18 protein-coding genes and 1 tRNA gene are annotated in these 21,320 nt (G+C 59.3%); 10 read left to right on the top strand and 9 right to left on the bottom strand.

Annotated elements, in window-relative coordinates; genetic code table 11:
- The first annotated feature begins 138 nt into the window (after nucleotides 1-138).
- Together ACTHUY_RS03545 and dnaG are read left to right on the top strand one after the other, a co-directional pair.
- On the top strand, nucleotides 139-1,329 hold the full coding sequence (locus ACTHUY_RS03545; protein WP_441654502.1) for a deoxyguanosinetriphosphate triphosphohydrolase: 1,191 nt from the start codon (nucleotides 139-141) through the stop codon (nucleotides 1,327-1,329).
- Nucleotides 1,326-3,218, top strand: coding sequence for a DNA primase (gene dnaG / locus ACTHUY_RS03540; RefSeq protein ID WP_441677682.1), 1,893 nt, complete (start codon nucleotides 1,326-1,328; stop codon nucleotides 3,216-3,218). The genes ACTHUY_RS03545 and dnaG overlap by 4 nt, the downstream gene beginning before the upstream one ends.
- Here the strand turns inward: dnaG and ACTHUY_RS03535 are convergent.
- From ACTHUY_RS03535 to ACTHUY_RS03515, 5 genes are all read right to left on the bottom strand, one after another.
- Nucleotides 3,215-4,192: a Sir2 family NAD-dependent protein deacetylase gene (locus ACTHUY_RS03535; RefSeq protein WP_441677680.1), complete on the bottom strand. Its 978-nt coding sequence runs from the start codon at nucleotides 4,190-4,192 to the stop codon at nucleotides 3,215-3,217. The two genes, dnaG and ACTHUY_RS03535, sit on opposite strands and share 4 nt — an antisense overlap.
- 360 nt (nucleotides 4,193-4,552) lie before the next feature.
- Nucleotides 4,553-4,626: transfer RNA gene (locus tag ACTHUY_RS03530), tRNA-Ile, on the bottom strand.
- Between the two features lie 274 nt (nucleotides 4,627-4,900).
- A complete protein-coding gene (locus ACTHUY_RS03525; protein ID WP_441677678.1) occupies nucleotides 4,901-6,541 on the bottom strand; it encodes an ABC transporter permease in 1,641 nt (546 codons plus the stop codon).
- The gene (locus ACTHUY_RS03520) at nucleotides 6,538-7,446 is read right to left on the bottom strand and encodes an ABC transporter ATP-binding protein (protein WP_441654498.1); all 909 of its coding nucleotides are present in this window, start codon (nucleotides 7,444-7,446) and stop codon (nucleotides 6,538-6,540) included. Before ACTHUY_RS03520 ends, ACTHUY_RS03525 begins: the two co-directional genes overlap by 4 nt.
- The gene (locus ACTHUY_RS03515) at nucleotides 7,443-8,135 is read right to left on the bottom strand and encodes a TetR family transcriptional regulator (RefSeq protein ID WP_441677676.1); all 693 of its coding nucleotides are present in this window, start codon (nucleotides 8,133-8,135) and stop codon (nucleotides 7,443-7,445) included. Before ACTHUY_RS03515 ends, ACTHUY_RS03520 begins: the two co-directional genes overlap by 4 nt.
- Before the next feature lie 432 nt (nucleotides 8,136-8,567).
- On the opposite strand from ACTHUY_RS03515, the gene nrfH reads away from it, so the two are divergent.
- Genes nrfH through ACTHUY_RS03480 form a run of 7 tightly spaced genes read left to right on the top strand, consistent with a single transcriptional unit; the run spans nucleotide 8,568 to nucleotide 15,115 of the window.
- A complete protein-coding gene (gene nrfH, locus ACTHUY_RS03510; RefSeq protein ID WP_441654496.1) occupies nucleotides 8,568-9,095 on the top strand; it encodes a cytochrome c nitrite reductase small subunit in 528 nt (175 codons plus the stop codon).
- Between the two features lie 8 nt (nucleotides 9,096-9,103).
- On the top strand, nucleotides 9,104-10,588 hold the full coding sequence (locus ACTHUY_RS03505) for an ammonia-forming cytochrome c nitrite reductase subunit c552 (RefSeq protein WP_441677674.1): 1,485 nt from the start codon (nucleotides 9,104-9,106) through the stop codon (nucleotides 10,586-10,588).
- Nucleotides 10,581-11,483 carry a tetratricopeptide repeat protein gene (locus tag ACTHUY_RS03500; protein WP_441675029.1) on the top strand — a complete coding sequence of 301 codons (903 nt, stop codon included), beginning with the start codon at nucleotides 10,581-10,583 and terminating at the stop codon, nucleotides 11,481-11,483. The genes ACTHUY_RS03505 and ACTHUY_RS03500 overlap by 8 nt, the downstream gene beginning before the upstream one ends.
- Nucleotides 11,480-12,190 carry a cytochrome c biogenesis CcdA family protein gene (locus tag ACTHUY_RS03495; protein WP_441654493.1) on the top strand — a complete coding sequence of 237 codons (711 nt, stop codon included), beginning with the start codon at nucleotides 11,480-11,482 and terminating at the stop codon, nucleotides 12,188-12,190. The genes ACTHUY_RS03500 and ACTHUY_RS03495 overlap by 4 nt, the downstream gene beginning before the upstream one ends.
- Before the next feature lie 4 nt (nucleotides 12,191-12,194).
- Entirely contained in the window at nucleotides 12,195-13,622 is a 1,428-nt protein-coding gene (locus ACTHUY_RS03490) for a cytochrome c biogenesis protein ResB (protein ID WP_441677672.1), read from the top strand.
- Nucleotides 13,615-14,532 carry a c-type cytochrome biogenesis protein CcsB gene (ccsB, locus tag ACTHUY_RS03485; protein ID WP_441677670.1) on the top strand — a complete coding sequence of 306 codons (918 nt, stop codon included), beginning with the start codon at nucleotides 13,615-13,617 and terminating at the stop codon, nucleotides 14,530-14,532. Before ACTHUY_RS03490 ends, ccsB begins: the two co-directional genes overlap by 8 nt.
- Entirely contained in the window at nucleotides 14,525-15,115 is a 591-nt protein-coding gene (locus tag ACTHUY_RS03480) for a TlpA family protein disulfide reductase (RefSeq protein WP_441677668.1), read from the top strand. The genes ccsB and ACTHUY_RS03480 overlap by 8 nt, the downstream gene beginning before the upstream one ends.
- A 203-nt stretch (nucleotides 15,116-15,318) precedes the next feature.
- Here ACTHUY_RS03480 and ACTHUY_RS03475 read toward each other — a convergent pair whose 3' ends face one another.
- From ACTHUY_RS03475 to ACTHUY_RS03460, 4 genes are read right to left on the bottom strand one after another with little or no spacing between them, the layout of a single operon-like run.
- Nucleotides 15,319-15,927, bottom strand: a complete 609-nt coding sequence (locus ACTHUY_RS03475; RefSeq protein ID WP_441677666.1) for a response regulator transcription factor — start codon at nucleotides 15,925-15,927, stop codon at nucleotides 15,319-15,321.
- The gene (locus ACTHUY_RS03470; RefSeq protein ID WP_441677664.1) at nucleotides 15,924-17,117 is read right to left on the bottom strand and encodes a sensor histidine kinase; all 1,194 of its coding nucleotides are present in this window, start codon (nucleotides 17,115-17,117) and stop codon (nucleotides 15,924-15,926) included. The genes ACTHUY_RS03475 and ACTHUY_RS03470 overlap by 4 nt, the downstream gene beginning before the upstream one ends.
- Before the next feature lie 9 nt (nucleotides 17,118-17,126).
- Nucleotides 17,127-17,900 carry an ABC transporter permease gene (locus tag ACTHUY_RS03465; RefSeq protein WP_441677662.1) on the bottom strand — a complete coding sequence of 258 codons (774 nt, stop codon included), beginning with the start codon at nucleotides 17,898-17,900 and terminating at the stop codon, nucleotides 17,127-17,129.
- Between the two features lie 2 nt (nucleotides 17,901-17,902).
- Nucleotides 17,903-18,793 carry an ABC transporter ATP-binding protein gene (locus ACTHUY_RS03460; RefSeq protein ID WP_126703074.1) on the bottom strand — a complete coding sequence of 297 codons (891 nt, stop codon included), beginning with the start codon at nucleotides 18,791-18,793 and terminating at the stop codon, nucleotides 17,903-17,905.
- Nucleotides 18,794-18,949: 156 nt separating this feature from the next.
- Here ACTHUY_RS03460 and ACTHUY_RS03455 point away from each other — a divergent pair, with 156 nt between their 5' ends.
- On the top strand, nucleotides 18,950-21,148 hold the full coding sequence (locus ACTHUY_RS03455) for an MMPL family transporter (protein ID WP_441677660.1): 2,199 nt from the start codon (nucleotides 18,950-18,952) through the stop codon (nucleotides 21,146-21,148).
- Nucleotides 21,149-21,320 lie beyond the last annotated feature (172 nt).

Genomic DNA, 21,320 nt, shown 5'->3' with positions numbered 1-21,320 from the left:
CCTACGGCGCGTGCCCTCAACCAAACGGCAGGCTCGCGGTGTTGTGCACATCTGAACCAAAATAATATTGACAGCAGGCACTAGCCGCTCAGCAGGCTCATGTAAATGTCACCGCCGAGAAACTAGTAAGCTTCATACGTGGACTATGGGAGCATCGATGTTGAACGGTGGGCGCCTGAGGGCTCCCACAGCGTAGCCCGCTCGCACTTTGAACGGGACCGCGCCCGCGTACTCCATTCCTCCGGCCTGCGCCGCCTCGGCGCGAAAACACAGGTACTTGGACCGGCCACAAACGACTTTATCCGCACCCGCCTCACCCACACCCTCGAAGTAGCTCAGATCGGACGATCGCTCGCCAAATACATGGGAGCAGACCAGGACCTCGTCGAAACGGCATGCCTGTGCCACGATCTCGGCCACCCGCCGTTTGGTCACAACGGTGAGCGTGCGCTCGCGGAAGTCTCCACCGACATCGGTGGCTTTGAAGGAAATGCACAAACGCTTCGCCTCATCACCCGCCTCGAACCGAAGAGATTCTTTCCCGACGGTCGGCCAGCCGGGATGAACCTCACGCGCGCGGCGGTCGACGCCACGATCAAATACCCGTGGGGCATCGAGGCCGGCAAACGGAAGTTCAACGTCTACGAGGACGACCGCGAGGTGTTCGAGTGGGCTCGGATGGGGAACAGGGGCCAGTGTGCGGAAGCGCAAATGATGGACCTCGCCGACGACATTGGCTATTCCGTACATGACGTTGAGGACGCCGTCGTCAAGGGACATCTCATTCTCGAAAATCTCGATAATGAACGAGAGCAAATCGTCGCTTCAACAGTTGATTGGTACGGGGGAGACGCTGATCGGCTCGATGCTGCTTTCGATCGCCTGTCCCCGCTATTCCCCGAGAGGTACGCGGGATCCCAGCGTGACCTTGCCCAGCTGAAGGACCTCACGTCAAGCTTCATTGGCCGTTTCCTCACGGCCGTGACGGACGCGTCGCCGCGTTCGCTACGCTACGACGGGGAAGTTGTTATTCCCCGGGATATCGAGGATGAGATCCTGCTGCTGAAGGGAATCTCGGTCACCTTTGTCATGGCTCCACGGGAGCTTGAGCCAACGTATCTTTCCCAGCGGTCCGTTCTCTTTGACCTGGTGGATGCTCTTTGGGATAGGCCGGGCGAAATGGAGCCGATGTACCTCGAGCCCTACCGTGAGGCCGGGGATGAGAAATCGAAGCTCCGCTGCATTATCGACCAGGTCGCGGCCCTCACCGACCAGTCGGCGATGTCCTGGCATGCTCGGCTGTGCGGAATGCTGAGGAATCCGCTGTGATTCCCAGAGAAGACATCGACAAGGTTCGGGAACGGATCCAGATCGAGGACATTGTTTCTGACTACGTGTCGCTCCGGAACGCGGGCACGGGATCGATGAAAGGCCTGTGCCCGTTCCATGATGAGAAGACCCCGTCGTTCCACGTGCGCCCGCACGTGGGCAGGTGGCACTGCTTCGGCTGCGGCGAAGGTGGGGACGTTTTCTCCTTCGTTGAAAGAATTGAACACATCCCGTTCATCGAAGCCGTCCAATTCCTTGCCCGCAAGGCGGGCATTGAACTTCGTGACGAGAAGGGGCCCAGCCAGAACCGGGGGGTGACCCGTGCACGGCTCGTTGATGCTCACACCATTGCGGTCGAGTTTTACCGTGATCAGCTCGCGAAGAATCCTGCCGCCCAAGAGTTCCTCACCGGACGCGGATTCGATCGGGACGTCATCGATTCCTTCGAGGTTGGTTATTCCCCGGATTCGTGGGATGAACTCCTGCGACACCTGAGAGGCAGGGGCTTCACGGAGAAGGAACTTGCCGCGACGGGTCTTTTCTCGACCGGTAACCGTGGCATGTACGACAGGTTCCGCGGCCGCATCATGTGGCCCATCCACTCCATCACCGGTGAAACGATCGGCTTTGGTGCCCGGATCATGGGGGATGGACAGCCGAAGTACCTCAACACCCCCGAAACTCAGCTCTATCAAAAGTCCAAGGTTCTCTACGGCCTCGACCGGGCAAAGAAACAGATCAGTTCCGAACGGAAGGTTGTGATCGTTGAGGGGTACACGGATGTCATGGCGGCGCATCTCGCCGGCATTGAATCGGCTGTTGCAACCTGCGGCACGGCCTTCGGTACTGAGCACACGAAGATTGTTCGCCGCCTCATCGGTGACTCGGCTTCCCCTTCCGCGGGTGTTCAGCTCTCTTCCGGCAGGTCTGTCGGCGGAGAAATTATCTTCACGTTCGATGGTGATGAAGCCGGTCAAAAGGCCGCACTGCGTGCGTACGAGGAAGACCAGTCGTTTGCGGCCCAGACCTTTATTGCCGTTGATAAGGAAGGCCGGGACCCCGCGGATGTCAGGCAACAGGATGGGGATGAGGGGGTGCGCGAGCTCGTCGAATCTCGTGAACCGCTCTTTGCCTTTGCGATCCGTTCCGTCCTCAAGGGCGCCCGTCTAGAAACGGCGGAAGGCAGAGTGGCCGGGCTACGCGCTGCGGCCCCCATGGTTGCCGGAATCCGAGACCGCGTTCTTCGAGGCGAATACACGCGTCAGCTTTCCGGCTGGCTCGGCATGGATGAAGACACGGTCCGCACCTACGTGCGGAACGCCGGCGGGCCGCAGGGTCAGGCACGACAAACTCCCGCACAGCTCGCTCCCCGTAATCAACTGCGCGATCCGATCGAACGGATCGAGAGGGAAGCCCTGGAAGTCATTCTGCAAATGCCGAACTACGCGAGAGCCGCCGGGGTCGATGATCTTCCTGCGGAAACGTTTGTTGTGCCCGTGCACCGCTCCGTTCACGACGCTATTCGGGCCGCGGGTGGTGTGGCTGCCTATGCGGCAAAGGAAGAAGAACTGCAGAGCCGCGGCGTTCCCGATCCCGCTGGCAAGGCCAGCTCCTGGTTTGTGGAAGAGGTATCTGAGCGCGCGGAACCCGAGGTTATTGCCGCTATTTCGCAGATTTCGGTGGCACCGATCCCGCAGCACGACCCGGCTGGCCTGTGGGCCTACGCTCGCGGAATTATTCTGTCGCTCTTGCGACTCGGAGTGACCAGGCAAATCGGTGAAATTCGGGGACGACTACAGCGCACAGATCCCGATGACGACAACTATGTTGCGCTGTTTACCAGGCTCATGCAGTTGGAGAAGCAGAAGCGAGCCTACGAGGAGGCCTAGCGACGCCTTAGATGAGGATGAGTAGGGCCTGCCAAAAGATCTTTGGGATTCCTGAGAGTGACGTCGAGATAGGGCAGTGCCCGGGATGTACCCATGTAGACGTGCTCGTCGGCAAACTTATCGCCCCTGGTGGTGCCTCGGTTGATGATGACGATCGGTTGCCCAACCTTGGCTGTTTCGCGAACAAACCTCATGGCCGACGCCACGGATAGCGAGCTTCCCGCAACAAGAAGCGCATCGGATTGCGCGCAGATGGCACGCCCCTCCTCGATGTCGTCCTTGCGGACCGTGCCACCGAAGAACACCACATCGGTGCGGAGAATACCGCCGCACCGTGGGCAGTCCGCCACGACGAATCCCGCGGTGTCGGCGATTGCCGCGTCGGCGTCGGGTGCGATCTCAGCATCGGCAACGTGACGTTCGGTCCACCCCGGGTTAAGCTCCGTCAGCTTCTTATGTAGCTCGGCGCGGTCGATAAACATGCCGCACTGGGTGCAAACAACCCGGTCGCCCCTCCCGTGCAGGTTAACAAGCCTCGTTGTTCCCGCGGATGCATGGAGCATGTCGACATTCTGGGTGATAACACCGGTGACGATGCACCGCTTCTCCAGGTGTGCGAGGGCGTAGTGGCCAGCGTTCGGTATTGCACGGTAGGGGCGGGACCAGCCCACATGGTTGCGCGCCCAGTAGTGGGAGCGCATTGAGGAACTGGCCATGAACTGCTGCAACGTCATCGGGTGGCGAGGCGGTGAACCGGGGGAACGGTAGTCGGGCAGGCCCGAATCAGTTGAGATTCCGGCACCCGTAATAACGGCGAGCTTCTTCCCCTGCAGGATCTTGATCGCGCGTGCCATCGCCTCATCGAGATTTTCAGGTTCGGGCAGAGCTGCCTCGGCGGGTGGTGCTTCGATGTGTTTGATTCGTAGATTCGGTACAGAACCGCCGGGGAAGTAGTCCTCAATCGAATTGGCCATACCCGTATTACATCACGGGTCAAGAATTCCTCAGTCGGGAGGTTACCTACGCGCGCGGTTGCGCAGGTAATCTGGGAGCCGAGTCAAAAGGTTGTCACGAGCGATGCGAAGCATGCTCGATTTCTGCGGCTTCTTTCAACGTTCTGAGACCTGGCTCACGGACCCGTTCATGTTAGCTCGGTAACCCGGGTGATACCGGGGTGAGATTTGGGAATCAATGGGTGGAGCCTGTCAAGTTGTTTGTGTAAGTGGGGGTGGCGGTTTAATCGGTTTTGGAGGTAGGGCTGGATACGGTCGGGGTATGCCAGAGCGAGTTGGGCGAGTGCTTATTTCCAGTTCGTGACCGTGAGTCTTTCCTTGTGCCCCCAACAGGACTCGAACCTGTGACCTATGGATTATGAGTCCACTGCTCTAACCGACTGAGCTATAGGGGCGGGCCTTCATAATTCTAGATGAATCATCGGTAGATCATGAAATGCTCCGGTGCCACGCGATGTTGTTGTCACTGCCGACCTTCATCGTGTCAGCAATCGGTGCTTGCGGCCGGTACCGACCGGTCGGTGCCGCGCTGGGCACGTTGATACAAGTCCTCGGTGGCTCTCACCGACCCCAGGCATTGGCCTTGAATTGAGAAATTCAAGGTGCTGCGCTGGGTGGGTGGGAGAGCGGCATTTACGGCTGACTGCCGCGGCGTCTTCCTCGTATCTCCTACGAGTTGAGGATGTTCCTTCTCTTAAAGCCTGCAATGCCGGCGAGTGCAAGCAGGCATGCGAAGACCGTCATCGCCACCAGGGGCAGGGGTGCAGGATCTGTCCAGGGCACCAGTGGCACGTGCGCGATCGGGGAGAGATTGCTTAGCCACTGTGGGAGGTTCAGCAGGTCGCCAAGGAAAACCTCAATGGCTATGAAGGTAACGAAGGCCCAGGCCATGCCCGTGAACCTCGGTGTGATTCCGTAGAGTGCAAAGGCGATAGCCCCGGTGACGGCAATGGCGGGGAGGTAGGCGGCTGAAGCGCTCGTTAGTTCCCGTGTCCACGACCAGTTGCCAGTGGCTGCGGAGAGGCCAAGGCCTGCGCCAAGCCCCAGGAACAGCATGGAAATGATCGCGTAGACGAGTGCAATTCCTGCCCAGGTTGTCATGACTATCGTTCGCGGTGTTCCCGAGATGATGGTTGCTCCGACGCGACCTTCTGTTTCTTCGCTCTTTAAATGAAGGATTGCGGAAACGAGAAGGATCAGCGGGCCGATCGCCAGGAAGGCAAGGATGATTGCAGCAAACGACAGCGTCAGGTCATCGAGGGAGATGGGGACCCATTCGCCGATTGCAGGATTGTTCTCCACCATGCCATCAATCGAGTTCGCGAGGCTTCCAAATGCGACCGCGAAGATAAAGACGCCGATCGTCCATCCAACAAAGTTTCCGGTCAGCAGGTGGCGCGGTATGCCAATGGAGGAGAGAAGGCCCGTGGATGCTTCGGCTGGTCCGGGTTGCGTTGGGCGAATGCCCTCGCCAAGGTCGCGGCGGATACTGAGCCTAATGGCGACGATCAGGACAATGATGGTGAGTGCCAGGGACAGGATGAGTGGCCACCAGCGCAGGTCAACGTAGAGCTTCGTTTGCTGGGCCCAGGCCATGGCCGAAAACCAGGACAGCCAGGAGCCCTCCGGGTTGATGACATCACCGATGCCGCGAATGATGACGGCGATGCCGAGGGCTCCGAAGGCCATGCCGCTTGCGGTGCGACCGTGCTCAGTTAGCTGAGCAGTCAGGGTGGCGATGGCACCAAAGGCGAGACCGGTTGCTCCCGCCGCAACACCGAACGCGACAGAATCAATGCCCGTCATGCCCGAGGCAAAGAGGGCGAGGATGATGGCGAGGCTAACGGCGATGTTTGCTATCGCCACTATTCCCATGGTTGCGGTTGTTGGTGCGAAGCGGCCAACTGGAAGTGCAAGGAGAACTTCCATGCGGCCAGACTCTTCTTCCTGCCTCGTGTGGCGGACGACCAACAGGATGCTCATGATCGCCGTCGGTAAGAACACCCAGAGGGCCAGTTCGTTCGCGAGCATGGCGCCGAACGTGTAGTTGTCGAGGGCAAAGGCCGGGCCGGTCATCATGACCGCGGCGGGATTCGACATGAGTGTGGCGCGGCCCTGCAGGGCCTCCGGGGTTGGGTACGCGTTCTCCATGGCAATGACGGATGCCCAGATAAGGAGGAAGAATCCGAGAGTCCAGGAAATAATCCGGATTCGATCCAGGCGCAAGTAGAAGGAGAGTAGGAATCCCGTTCCGGTGAAGCGGGACGGGGCTGATGCGGATGAGCGGGTGTCCTCTACTGCGGTGGTCATTCTGTTTCCTCCGGAATCTCATCGCCGTACTGCCGAAGGAACATTTCCTCGAGTGAAGGTGGAGCAATTGTCACATTGCGGACGCCGAGGTCTGCAAGGGTGGCAAGGATGCTGTTCACGTCTGTGTCGTCGATGTCGAAAGACATGCGGTCACCGTCGATTGAGGCGTCGTGGACAGCGGGGTGTTGAAGGAGGGAAGCAGGATCCGATGAGACGGTTGCTGTTACGCGTGACCTGGTTAGGTGTCGGAGCTCCTGGAGAGTGCCGGTTTGGACATCCTTGCCTGCGCGAATAATGGTGACGGAATCGCAGAGTTTCTCAACCTCGGCCAGGATGTGACTCGAGAGCAGCACCGTGCGTCCTTCATCCTTCAGTTTGCGCACCTCATCTTGGAAGATCGCCTCCATGAGTGGATCCAGTCCCGAGGTGGGTTCATCGAGAAAGTACAGCTCGGCATCGGAGGACAGCGCAGCGACGAGTGCGACCTTTTGCCGGTTGCCCTTTGAGTATGTCCTCGTCTTCTTTGTGGGATCCAGTTCGAATCGTTCGAGAAGCTCCTCCTTTCGCGACGTCAATCTCGGGGAATCCCAGTGTCGAGTTAATACGTCGATTGCTTCCCCGCCTGTCAGGCTCGGCCAGAGAGCGGTGTCGCCCGCGACGTAGGCGATCCTGCGGTGGATGTGGACCGAGTCGTTCCAGGGATCGAGTCCAAGAACCTGGGCCCGGCCGGATTCGGCGCGCAGCATGCCGAGCAGGATACGAATGGTTGTGGATTTACCGGAGCCGTTCGGACCAAGGAAACCGCGGATCTCACCCGGTTCAACCGCGAGGCTGAAACCGTCAAGGGCCCGGGTGGATCCGAATGTTCTGACGAGATTGGAGACGGAAATCGAGGGGTGGGTCATGGGATCTCCTTCGGGGGAGTATCTTTGGGTGGCTCGGAATGCTGTTCGATGGAGTCATTGCTCCGGTTGGCGAGATAACTGTCGAGAAGGGTGGAGTCGAGAAGGAGAGGCTCGGTATAAACCTCGAGCATTGGTCCGGTCGCCCGTTCGTAGTAGGACCGGAGCCATGCTGGAAGGGTTTCGAGGTTGAAGCCCTGTTGCGTCATGGAGAAGTTGAGAAGTAGAGCGCCGAGTGCCTGCTCAGCAAGAACTCGGGCCCGCGTTGACGGGAATCGAGTGGAGCTGACGATGCCGTGGGAGGCCGCGTCCTCCATGTAGTCTTTAGCGTCCGAAACGAACTGGTCCACGAACGTTGCCACCCTTTCCCCGCCCGATTGAAGGTAGCGAAGGGTGTAGCCAACGAGGGGCGCATAACCCTCGATTGAGGCGAGTGCGCCAAGAAGAACCGCGGGACCATCGGTTGGCTGGAGAACGGAAGTCTTTGCCTCCTTGATCATGGCAAGGACGTGGTCGGTGCAGGCTTCCTGCAGTCCCTGAGTGGATCCAAAGTGGTGAATAACGAGACCGGGGCTCACCCCGGCTTCTGCTGCAATTGACCGTATGGAAGCGTTCATGCCATCGGATGCGTAGCGCAGGATCGCAGCATTGCGAATCCGGGCCGAGGTGCTGAGATCGGGATCTGAACCCATATTCAATATGTTAAACGCCTGTTTAATCCGGTTCAAGTCAGACCTCGGATCGATGGGCTTTGGGACGTCAGTGGCCGCAATTTTCGTGCTGTAGCAGGGTGCGAATCGAGGTTTGTGCTCGCTAGCCTGTCGAGATGTGCGTCGAGATTTCGATGGAATGAGTAGATCGTGTCGGTGGGACGTACCGGACAATAAGCGCAAAACGGTATAAATACACATTAGGTCAGTTATTTGTTGCATATATCTGTCAACTGCTATACGCGGGTCGTGTCCAATGGAAGTGGCTTCATTGCAACGGTTTGAAGGGTTCTGGGACCTGCGACCCAGGTTAATTACTGGTTAAACCTGACAATTAATTCTACTGATCCTGTGAATACTCTGACAGGACGTGGAACACATCGACGCCGAGGTCGGTGAACGAAAGGACGGGCAATGGCCGAGGAGGAAACGGTAACAGCTACCGAACAGCCTTCGGAAGCTAGGCCGGCACGTCAACGCACATGGCTACGCGGGAAGAACGTTCTTCTTTTTCTCGCGGTCTTCGTTTTCGGCTCCTTCATCGGAGTCGGAAGCTTCACGTTCCTCTACGCGAACGGCATTGGCTACCTCTACGACGAACCGGAGGGATGCGCTCAGTGCCACGCTATGGACGATTATCTGGAGGGATACAACAAGGGTAGCCACAAGGATGTGGCGACGTGCAATGACTGCCATATGCCCCATGACAACCTGGCGAAGTCGCTGTGGGTGAAGGCCGATAACGGCTTCTGGCATGCGTTGAAGTTCACGACCGGTGACTACCCGACGAATATCGAAATCCGTGAGTCAAACAGGCAGGTGACGAACGAAGCCTGCGTGTACTGCCACGGAGATTATCTCAGCGGCGTACATGAGGTTCGTGCTGAAGGTGACGAATTGGATTGCACAAGGTGCCACGAGACCGTGGGACATGCGAAGTGAGTAAGAAGATGAGTGACAACGAAACAACAAACAATGACGCGAAGGCTGTGAGGTCGTGGTCCGCGTCGAAAATCCTCATTGCTGTCATCGTGACTGCTCTCGTGACATTCGCTATGACGGCGCTGCTTCTCAACATTCTTGAGCGCAAGAATGAGGCGGCGCAGCCCTCGCACAATGTTGTCGAGCTGACTGACACGACGTATGACCCGGCAGTGTGGGGCCAGAACTACCCGCAGCAGTACGAGACATACCTGCAGACCGACGAAATGGTACCGACCCGGTATGCGGGTGCGCACGCAGTCGAGCAGGAGCCGACCGAGGACGATCCTCGGACCGAGGCATCTTCGTCGAGGCTCGAGGAGGATCCCAGGCTGGAGATCATGTGGGCCGGCTACCCCTTCTCCGTCGACTACACGCACGCACGCGGACACGAGTACATGCTGATTGACCAGATGTACACCCAGCGCGTGACGGACTTTAACCAGCCCGGCACGTGCCTGAACTGCCATGCTTCCATGCCCGAGATCTATAACGAGCTTGGTGATGGTGACATGAATGCCGGATTTGATGCGGTGAACGCACTCTCGTATGAGGAAGCGGTTGAGCACGCATCCGGTCCGATTGCCTGCATCGACTGCCATAACGCGGAAACCATGGAACTCCAGATCACGAGGCCTGCGTTTATCAACGGCATCGCCGATCTTAAGGCGGCGGAAGGCATTGAAGACTACGACGTCAACCGGGATGCGACAACGGACGAGATGCGGTCCTATGTGTGCGCCCAGTGCCACGTCGAATACTACTTCGACGGGGATGCTGGCAATCGCCTGACTTTCCCCTGGTCCGAGGGTATTCACATTGACGAGATCTGGGAGTACTACCAGAAGGATGGTCACATCGACTTCACCCACGAGATCACGGGAGCAGAGATCGTGAAGGCTCAGCACCCCGAATTCGACCTGTGGAGGAACGGTGTCCACGCCGATGCTGGCGTCTCCTGTGCGGACTGCCATATGGCATATGACCGTGCCGGGGCTCAGAAGGTCACCGATCACCAGATCAATTCCCCGCTGCTCGACACCAACCAGTCGTGCGGTACCTGCCACAGCGATGATTCGGACGTTCTCGTCAACCGAGTTGAAACGATCCAGGACCGTTTCATCGTTTCCCGCGACCAGACCTTCGATGCTCTTGTCAGCCTCATCTACAACATCGAGGCCGCGATTGAAGACGGTGTCGATGACGAGGCCATTGACCTGGCACGCGAATACCAGAACAAGGCCAGCTTCTACCTCGACTACGTGTACTCGGAGAACTCCTACGGGTTCCACGCACCGGACTACATTCAGTCGATCCTCATGTCCTCGATGGATGCATCGAGGAACGGCGAGCTTGCCCTGACCGGTAAGACAGCCGAGGAGCTTGAGCCTTCCGATATCTCCCAGGCAAACCTGGAGAGGAACGAGCAGAGGCGGTCTGCAGCTAATGAGTAAGAAGTCGGATTCCTTGCCCGCCTCCACGGGCGGGGACCCGAACGACATCCTTGCCTTCCTCGAATCGGCCCCGGAGTCGATTCGAGGATGGGCGGGGGAGCAGTCCAAGCTCATCCGGCAAGAACTGGATGCGCAGGCAACATCCGTGAAGCCGGCAACGACTGCGTCGGCGCCTCTCGACGAGAACGAAACGGCCCTCGCCGAACTCGACGAGTTCGAGGAAGAAGTGCCTGTCTTCCGTAAGAGGGCCAAAGCAAAGGCCGCACGCAAGGCGGCCAAGCCTGCGAGCGAGAATGCAGATAATGGGCCGTCGGAACGCAAGGTCGTTCTTATCTCCCTTGTCGTTGCCCTCGTTGTCGGTATCGGCTCCAGCGCCTACTTCGCAAGCCAGTGGGAGACGCCGGAAACCAGTGCCTCGATGGGGATGCCGGCGGGACATCCCGATATCAGCGATGAGCCGGCCGTGTCTGTTGCCGAAATGGCGCAGGCCGAGGCCGCCCTCCAGGCGGACCCGGACAACGTTGACCTCCTCATCTCCATGGGCGGACTCCGCTTCGACAACGGCGAATACGAGGTTGCCGAAGAGCACTGGTCGAAGGCCATTGAGCTGGACCCGGAAAGCGTTGCTGGCCACTACTACATGGGCTTTGCCTACCTCGCTTCCGAACCCGCGCGCGAGCAGGAGGCCGTTGATTCGTGGAACAGGGTCATTGACCTTGCTCCCGACTCGGACTACGCGGCGAACGTGAAGATGCACGTCGACTCGCTCGGCGGAATGGGCGAAGGATCGGCCGATGAGTCGGCGGACCCTGCCGAAGAAACGACCGTCCCCGCCGAGGATGAATCTGTCCCCGCCGATGACGGGACGGTTCCTGAGGAGACCGAGGAGCCATGAGTATCGCGCTCGTCTTCCTCGCGGGTTTTGTTTCCTTCCTATCCCCGTGCTTCTTGCCGGTTGTTCCCGTCTTCTCAACCTATGTCGCGGGAACGAGTCCGGCACGGCCGGGATCGGAAGGCGGGGCGGTCCTGACCGCCACAAGAACCCGTGCGGCTGCGCGAGCCAGCGTCTTTGTTCTCGCGTTCTCCACCGTATTCGCGGGCCTTTGGATCCTCGTCGGACTCATCGGATACGTCGTGGGGGATTTCCGCGACACCCTCACCATCGTCGGCGGAATCATCCTCATCGCTCTCGGGCTCCACGTTGCTGGCCTCCTCCGTATTCCGGCCCTTGACCGCACCGTCCGTGCGAAGGTTGATGGCGACAGTGATCCATCAGTCCGCAGGGCCGCTCTTCTCGGGCTGGCGTTCGGAGCAGGTTGGACCCCGTGTATCGGACCCGTTCTTGGTGGTGTCATCGGTATTGCTACGACGCAGAGCGTTGCAGAAGGAGCTCTCCTTCTTGCTGTTTACTGCGCAGGTCTTGGCATTCCCTTCATTCTTGTTGCTACCGGGCTCGGCGACGTTCTTGAGCGTACTGCCTGGATCAAGCGGCACTATCGGACGATCGAACTCGTCCTTGGACTTTTCCTCATCGTTATCGGTTTCCTCATGATCTCGGGCCTGCTGGAAAGGCTGGCGGCCCTCGTCCCGGCGGTGGTGTAGCAACATGGCTGAAACAGTGAGACAGCAAAGCTCGGCTCCGGAGCTTCCCCCGGAGGAGGACGATGTTTCGCCCCTGACCCTCGTCAAGCGAATCTACGCCTTCTTCTACAACAAGACGGTCGGTCTGATCCTCATCATTCTCATGGCGGTTCTTGCGCTGTTCGGAACGATGATCATGCAGGCGCCGACAGGTACCTTTGACGATCCGATTCAGGCCGAGAGTTTCCTCGAGTCTGTCCGACCCAAGTACGGCATGTGGACCGACGTCCTCGCATTCCTTGGCTTCTTCCGGATGTACACGTCCCCGATCTTCCTGACCGTGAGCGCCCTGCTGGCAGGCTCAATCATCGGTTGTACCGTGCACCGGTTGCCGCTACTGTGGCGGGCCGCCATGCACCCCCGCACTCACGTCTCCCAGGGTTTCCACCGTCACGCACAGAACCGTCGTCTCGTCACATCCGAGGATGAGCCAGATGCGCTCCTGCAACGATCGAAGGACGTCTTCAAGAAGAACCGTTGGCGGATACTTGCCGATGATAGGGATCCGCGTGCCTATTACACGGATAAGAACCGCTTCGGTCCATTCGGAACGGCACTGGCCCATGCCGCGTTTGTTCTGATCATGGCCGCCTTCGTTGTCTCTTCTCTCTTCTCCTTTGAGCAGTTCATGGTCATCCCCGTCGGAGGCTCTGTCGAACTTGAGGATTCCAGTGTGGAAGTTCGCGCGGACAGTTTCGTTGATTCCTACAACGAAGACGGCAGGCCGATCGATTACGTGTCTGAGTTGACCATCGTTGATAACGGGACGGACATGGTCTCGCAGGAAGTGCGTGTCAACACGCCCCTTGCCTATGGGGGAGTGAAGTTCCACCAGACCTCGTACGGCATTGCCTCCAACGTTCACGTCACCGAGCTCGATGGAAATGTTGTCTTCGACGGTGCCGTGCCAATGCAGTGGACCTCGACGGATGGCACAAACTCCGTTGGCTCAATTGACGAGCGGGAAGACCTCGACATTCTGATCGTCACGCCCGCTTCGGGACGTACCGACTCCGTCATCCCGATTGGCTCGGCCATGGTCGAGATCTATCCCAGTGGGTCTAACGAACCGCTTGCTGTTACTCAGTTACCCCAGGGTGAGGCGGTGACCGTCGGCGACTTCGTGTTTACCTTCGAAGGCGAAGCCCAGTACACCGGTATCACTGCCCGTCATGATCCTGGCTCTCCGCTCCTTTGGATCGCGTCAATCTTGCTTGTTGTCGGCATGTTCATGACATTCGGCTTCCCGCACCGCAGGATCTGGGTCCGAGTCGATGATGATTCGAACCTGTCGCTTGCGTCCGTCGACAAGCACGACGCGATCTACGCCAATCAATTCAACCGGCTCATTGGTGAAATCGAGCAGATCCCCGAAAGGACCACCGATGCTTGAGACATTTGAATATTTTCTTTTGGCGGCAACGATCGTCGCTGCCCTTGCCCTGATTTGCGATGGTGCCTACCTGACATCTTGCAAGCATCAGGTCCGCAAACAGCCCAAGGTTCTGGCAGGTGCTGCGGGTAGTGGGATCGTCGACGGGCAGGACAATCCCGGTCCGATCCAGCCAGCATCGAGGAGCCCGAAGACGAAGGGGCTCGCCTGGTACGGTAGCGCCTTCACGATCGTCGCGTTCCTTCTCGTCACGGTGTATCTCATTGGCCGTATGAGCCTGACCGGCCACGGTCCGTTTGCCAACCAGCACGAGTTCGCCGTGTCGTTCACATGGGGGATCCTCGGCGCCTACCTGTTTTTCCTGTGGCGCTACCGGATCCGTATGCTCTCACTGGTTGTTATGCCGGTGGTGCTTGGCTTGATGATCTACGCCCAAAGCCTCGACACCGGCATCGAGCCACTCGTCCCGGCCCTCCAAAACAACCTGCTTCTGACTCTCCACGTCTCCACGGCAATCCTCGCCTACGGTGCTGCGTGCGTGTCGTTCGGTGGGGCCGTTCTCTACCTGGCTCATAAGCCCCTGTCGAAGAAGATCCGCCGCATGCCGTCCGCTGATCTCTTCGATGAAATCGGTTACAAGGCGGCGGTGTTCACCTTCCCGGTGCTGACCATCATGATTCTCCTCGGAGCCCTCTGGGCAGATACTGCGTGGGGCAGGTACTGGGGTTGGGATCCGAAGGAAACGGCAGCGTTCGTGACCTGGCTTCTCTACGGTGCCTATCTGCACGCGCGCGTGGTCCGCGACTGGCGAGGTAAGCGTGCCGCCTGGCTCCTCATCGCCGGCTTTATTGCCGTCCTCTTCGCCTACTTCGGCAACTACTTCTTCGGGGGTCTGCACTCCTATGGCTGATCAGATACTTGACTGGCGGGAACGGATCCAGAACTCCCGGATCGGTTCCCTCCTCGTCGTGATCATCACGACCGTGATTGTCATCGCCGGTGTTCTCCTTGTCAAAGGCGGAAACGAAGAGGCGGCCGCACTGTCGGAGATCGAACTCTCCGAGGAGGCCGCCGCCAAGCCCCCTGCCATTGGAGAACAAGCCCCGACGTTCAGCGGAATCGACCTCAACGGCGAAACCGTTGATCTTGAGAACATAGACGAACCCGTCTGGCTCATCTTCAACGCCACCTGGTGCACGGCATGTCGGGCAGAGACCCCACACATTCAGGAAGCCGAAGAAAAGTACGGGGATGACATCGATATCCTGGCGATTTACGTGAACGAATCTGAGAATGCTGTCCGGTCCTACACTGACCAGGTTGGGCTCAGCTACACCCACATGCTTGACCCCACAACAGAGATTGCTGCTGCCTATCGAACGATGGGGGTACCCGCTCACTTCTTCATCAACACCGATGGCACGGTTGCCTCGATCCACCAGGGAGCGATCTCGCCCTCCCAGATCGACAGGGCACTGGAGGGGCTTGGATAGACCCGCGCGACCGATGGATTATGAGTCCACTGCTTGTGGGGACTGCAGGAACGGGGGTTGATCAGGCCGACATGAAGAATCTAAACGTGGGAGGCAAAGTATCGCCTCCCACGTTCTGTTATCAGACGGAATCGCGCTCCGGGCCTATCGGTAGCGAATACTGACGTTGTTCGGGTTCGTGACGAGCAGGAGAAGAACGGTGGCTAACCCAACCAGCCTTTGGCTCTCGCAATATCGACTGCTTCGTGCCGATTCTTTGCACCGAGTTTGAGCTGTGCGGAGGACAGGTAGTTCCGGACGGTGCCTTCGGCAAGATGTGCGCGGCGGGCTATATCGGCGATCGGTGCTCCGTGCGCGGCAAGTTCAACGACGTCGGTTTCGCGCGGGGTGAGCGGTGAATCGCCGGCGGCGATCGTGTCGGCAGCAAGCCCGGGATCGACGACCCGTGAGCCGCGAGCAACGTCCCGAACTGCTTTCTCGAGGTCCTGGGCCATGGCGTTCTTGGGAAGGAACCCCGAGATCCCGGAGGACAGGGCTCGCTTGAGGTAGCCGGGCCGCGCGTGGGACGTAAGGATCATGGTCTTGAGTCCCGGGACCTTGTCCATGAGGGCGATGGCGGTGTCGATCCCGTCCATGCCACCCAGTTGCAGGTCGACAATGGCGAGGGTTGGCTCCAGGGCCGGTGCCAGCTTGAGGGCTTCCTCGCCGCTTTCAAATTCCCCTGCGACGTCGATGTCATCCATGAGACCCAGGAGACCTGCGATTGCGGAGCGGATCAGGTGCTCGTCATCGACGAGGATGATGCGGATCATGGGGCCTCCGGAAAGTCGAGCGTGAGAACGAACTGCTGTCCTTCACGATAGTGCGTGATCGTTCCATCGGTTCCGATGCGGCGAGCTAGTCCCGCGAGGCCCGTGCCATCTAACCGTTGCTCTTGGTCTGAATATCCCACACCGTCGTTGATGATTTGCACGCCGTCGGCACCGAGAGTGATGGAGACCTGGGTGGCGTTGGAATGCCTAATGATGTTTGTCGTGGCCTCGCGGATAAGAGCGGCAGTATGGGTGGCCCGTTCGGGGCTGAGCTCGTGTGCGCGTCCCGTGAGGGTGACGCGAGCTCCGGAGGCCTCAAGGAGGGAAATTGCCCCTTCCATTTCCATTGCCAGGTCGGGTGCCTGGTAGCCGCGGACGAGGGCACGGACCTCGTCAAGTGAGGAGTTGGCGAGAGATGAAACTTCGGCAAGCTGCGCGCGGGCACGGTCGTCCCCGCGAGCCATGAGCTGGTCTGCCAGCTGGGCTTTGAGCGAGATCGCGGCGAGATTGCGGCCCATGACGTCGTGCAGGTCGGCTGAGAAGCGGAGTCGTTCGCGGGCTACGGCAAGATCAGCTTCGGTTTGTTTAGCCTTTTCGAGGTCTCCGATAACAACGACGTACCAGAGTGACATCTTGACCGATCCCCAGAACACGAAGGTGACGAAGGCGATTGCTACCACCTGGATGAATTGGTTTCCGGGGATAAGTGCAGTTGCTCCACCTGACAGCAGAGCAACGAGGAGTGACACCGAGTTTGGTCCGGTTGCGGTGACACAGATGAGGGCGGTGATGAAGAGCGAGGCTGCGGTCGAGGCCGCGGAGAGAGTCTGGTCCGGGGAATCCGTGAGTATGGCTGCGATCGCGGTGATCGCCGGGACAACAAAGAGGGAGGCCGCCTCGAGCTGGGTCGATCTCTCCCGCAGATCTGATCCGCGGAACAGCCACTTGCCGTACACAACCGCGAGGATGATCAGCCCGGGCAGGAGGAAGGTGAGCGTGAACGGGTCGGAGAGGTGTCCGAAGTCGGCGGTGACCATCATTGGGCCGATGAGGACGACGGGGATGAAGAGGATAAGACCCCAGAGGGACCACGCGAAAGTGCGGTAGAGCCTGCGCGATTCTTTCGTGGTGAATTCATCGTGCGGCTCGTACCGCCACCTTGCGCGGGTCATGGGGGACATGGGCTTCATAGTAAAAGACTAGGACCGCTTCGCCCAACGGAATCGCTTTGCCGCATACAGGGCGGGAAGGACGGTCCATGCGAGCAGGATCAGGACGGGCTGGCCGAGCTCCGCAAAGTCGACGGGGCCAAACCAACTGGCGGAGAGGAGTTCCGCAACGGGGGCCGTCGGCAGGAACTGGCCGATCTGGTAGAGCGTTGAGGTCGTGTCCGGCATGAGCGGAACTGCGGCGCCCAGGAACACGAGGATGATGAACGGCATCGAGGTGATCTGGGCGGACTCGGCTGTGCGGGTCGAAATCGAGGTCGCGAACGCCATGACAACAAACATCGCTGCGGTCACGAGAATGGTTGCGATCATGAGCGGAATGTTGACCGGGATATCCAGGCCAAGCGCGGGGACAGAAATAGCAATCGTTGCAAACGCCATGAGGACCCCGACGAGGAAGCCGGGAGCGGATACCGAGGTGAGGATCGTGGCGTCGGAGACCTCGCCGCCCCGCAGGCGTTGGAGGACGGATTCTTCGCGGTGGTTCACGATGGCTGACAGCGGGTTGTAGAAGGCAACGAAGACGAGGCCAAACAGCACGATGAGAGTGATGACGGAAGCGAGGAGCCCGTGGACTCCTTCAACGTCTGCGAGATCGCGGAACAGGAAGGGCGCCGCCAGCGGCATGATGAGCGCGTAGAAAAGCTGGAGGGCGTTGCGGCGCAACAGGACGAACTCGGCCTTGGTAAGCGAGGCCCAGCGGGAGAAAGGGGAAACGCGGGGTGTATCTACGGTCGTTGTCATGGTTACTTTCCTTCTGCGATGTCGAGGAACACGGATTCGAGGGACGCGGCGGAAGCCTTGAGGCCAGACAGTTCAGTGCCCGTTTCCTCTGCCCAGGCGAGGAGCTTTGCGAGGTCCTTCTGGAGCTGGTGGGTTGTGATCGTTGTTGTCCCGCGGTGGGACGTTGCCCTGGATTCGAACTCGACAGGAATGGCGAGCTCGTCGAACTTGATTGTCGAGGGGTGACCGGCAACGACCGAATCGGATGTTCCGGAGGTGACGATCTTTCCCTCATGCATGATGGCGAGCCGGTCGCACAGGTACTCGGCTTCCTCCAGGTAGTGCGTGGTCAGCACGATTGTTGTGCCGGAGGACTGGATGGAGGCGATAAGCTCCCAGGCTTGCCGGCGAGACTCTGGGTCCAGGCCCGTTGTGGGCTCGTCCAGGAACAGAAGCTGGGGCTGTCCGATGATGGCGCAGGCCAAGTCCAAGCGTCTCACTTCACCGCCGGAAAGTGATGAGACGCGAACGTTGGCGCGGTGATCGAGGCTTACCCAGTCCAGGACTGTGCCAACGGGAAGCGGGTTCGACAGGGTGCCCGCCCACATGGACAGGGTTTCCCTGGCCGTCAGGTCGGTCGGGAAACCGCCTTCCTGCATCATCAGTCCCTGGCGGGGCCGGACCTTCTTCCTGTCTTTGATGGGGTCAAGGCCAAAGACCTTGACGGTTCCGGCGGAGGCCTTTGCCAGGCCTTCCAGGATCTCAAGAGTCGATGTCTTGCCCGCGCCGTTCGTTCCGAGCAGGCCAAAGATCTCACCCTCGTAAATGTCGAAATCAATACCGTCGACTGCCGTGAAGGAGCTACCGTATGTGCGGGTGAGGCCGCGGGCCGTGAGGACTGGTGTCGTATTCATGGCTATCAGTCTTCCCGGAACGAGGAAAGCCCAGTAGAGCGCACTGTCACCCGAGTTCATGAAGATGTGTGGGAGCAATTACTGACATTTGTCACGAGGCCCGAACCGGTGATGTCGGCAAAGTAGTCTTGGGTGGTTAGTCGTTGAAAGGTCACCATGCAAAACGCGTTACGGGGCAGGAAAACAACCCTCCTGCGGCTTCTTATCCTCATCGTCTGGCTCGTTGTTGGCGCTGTCGGCGGAATGGCTCAGGGTCAGCTGTCCGGCGTCCAAGAAAACGATCAGGCGCTCTATCTTCCCGAGTCAGCAGAATCGACCAGGGTTGCTGAGAAAGTCGGGGAATACAGCGACTCCACCTCGCTTCCGGTCTTTGTTGTGTTTGAAACCGATAGCGGTGACCCGTTAACAGGCGAGCAGATCGCTGCCCTGAACGAAGCCGCCCAGGGAGTGCCGGGTATTGCTATGCCGGGCGGTAAGACCCTTGCCGACTTCCTCGATAACTCGCAGTCTGCCTTTGTTCCGGCCGAGAGCGGAACTGCCGGCATGTGGCCCATTTCGCTCGACTCCACCCAGATCAAGGACCTGGACGCGAACGGCGATCCCGTTCAATCCAGCTCCGTGGAAGCCATCAGAGCGTACGTTGCCGACACGGTGGACGGCATGGAAGGTATTACTGCCTACACGACCGGCCCGGGTGGCCTCGTAGCCGACCTCGGGAATGCCTTTGCAGGAATCGATCTCGTGCTCCTGCTTGTCGCCGTGGTCCTTGTCTTCATTATTCTCATCATTGTCTACCGGTCTTTCCTGATCCCGATAGCGGTCCTTCTGACGGCGGTCTTTGCGCTCTGCGGTGCTGGCCTGCTCGTTTACTTCCTGGCGAACGCCGAGATTGTCCTCCTGTCGGCCCAAACCCAGGGCATCCTCTCCATCCTCGTCATTGGCGCGACAACGGACTATTGTTTGCTGATCGTTGCCCGCTACCGAGAAGAACTCGCCCGAATCCAGAACACGAAGGGAGCCATGAGGCAGGCGCTCAAGGCTACCTGGGAGCCTATTATTGCCTCCGCGGCCACGGTGATCGCGGGCCTGCTCTGCCTCCTCCTGTCGGACCTGCGAGTCACGTCCTCCCTCGGTCCCGTCGCCGTCATCGGAATCATCTTCTGTGTCCTGGCAGCCCTCACCCTCCTTCCCGTTCTGCTCCTGATCCCGGGCAGTCGTTCGCGAGCCATGTTCTGGCCCGCCAAGGTTCCCGGTCCCTCAGAAACGACCGAAACCGACCTCATGGCGCAGCATGGCTTCTGGTCAAAGTCGGCACGCTTTGTGGCCCGAAACGACCGCAAGGTGTGGATCACAACGGCGATCGCGCTCCTTGCGCTCGCAGCATTTGCTCCGACCTTCCAAGCCAAGGGCCTGTCCCAGACCGACACGATTCTCGGCGAGACAGAATCGGAAGACGGGCTGGAGGTCCTCTACGAGAACTTCCCGCAGGCCGCCTCGGCACAGCCCCTCTCCGTGCTTGCTCCTGCGGATAGTGCTGAGGACGTCATCGCTACCATTCAGTCCGTTGAGGGTGTGGCCTCTGCCGAGCTCACAACAAACGACAGCGGCCCAATTGTTGTCGATGGTGAGGTCCTCATCAGCGTTGCCACGACGGCACCGTCGGAGGCCATGGAAGCGCAGGAAACTGTCGCGGATATTCGTGACGCTGTGGAAGGCATGGATGTGGCTGTTGGCGGCGATGCTGCCACGCGCCTCGACACCCAGCAGACGGGAACGTCCGACCTCATCAAGGTCGTGCCCGTCACGCTCCTTGTTGTTGTCCTCATGCTCATGGTGCTTCTCCGCTCCATCGCAGCGCCGCTACTCGTTCTGGGAGCGAACATCCTGTCGTTTGCGGCCACGATGGGCTTGGCGGCACTGGTCTTCAACCATGTTCTGTCCTGGCCCGGTTCGGATGCTTCGGTCCCGCTCTATTCCTTCATCTTCCTCGTTGCCCTATCGATCGATTACACGATTTTCCTCATGACGAGAGCACGAGAAGAGTCACTCGAGTACGGCACGCGGGAAGGAATCGTCCGCGGCGTTGCCGTCACCGGCGGTGTCATCACGTCCGCGGGTCTCGTCCTTGCCGCGACCTTCGCGGCTCTGACCGTGATCCCGTTGCTCTTCATGGTCCAGCTGGCGCTCATTGTGGCCGCAGGTATTCTTCTCGATACCTTTGTCGTTCGCACTCTCCTTATCCCGGGCCTCGTCCACCAGATCGGCAACAAGGTGTGGTGGCCCTGGCACGAGAAGATGGTCGAAGCCGAAGAAAAGAAGCAGATCGAAGGCGACCGAGAAGACACCCGCGTCTAGGGCAGCATTCATCCGCACCTGGCAGTTGCACCGGTGACTCAGAACCGGGTGCATGGCCTGCCTGGCGAAGAGCGCTGTGGTCATAACGGCTTGATGGTGACGGCGGAGCACTCTCGGTCAACGGGGGAGATCTCGTTGCACTTCGATGCCGTGAGCTACCGCGGACGCGACT

It is taken from the genome of Flaviflexus sp. (assembly GCF_052087705.1).
Taxonomy (GTDB): Bacteria; Actinomycetota; Actinomycetes; order Actinomycetales; family Actinomycetaceae; genus Flaviflexus; species Flaviflexus ciconiae.
The sequence above is the reverse complement of the archived record's forward strand: the minus strand, read 5'-3'. Positions and strand labels throughout refer to the sequence as shown.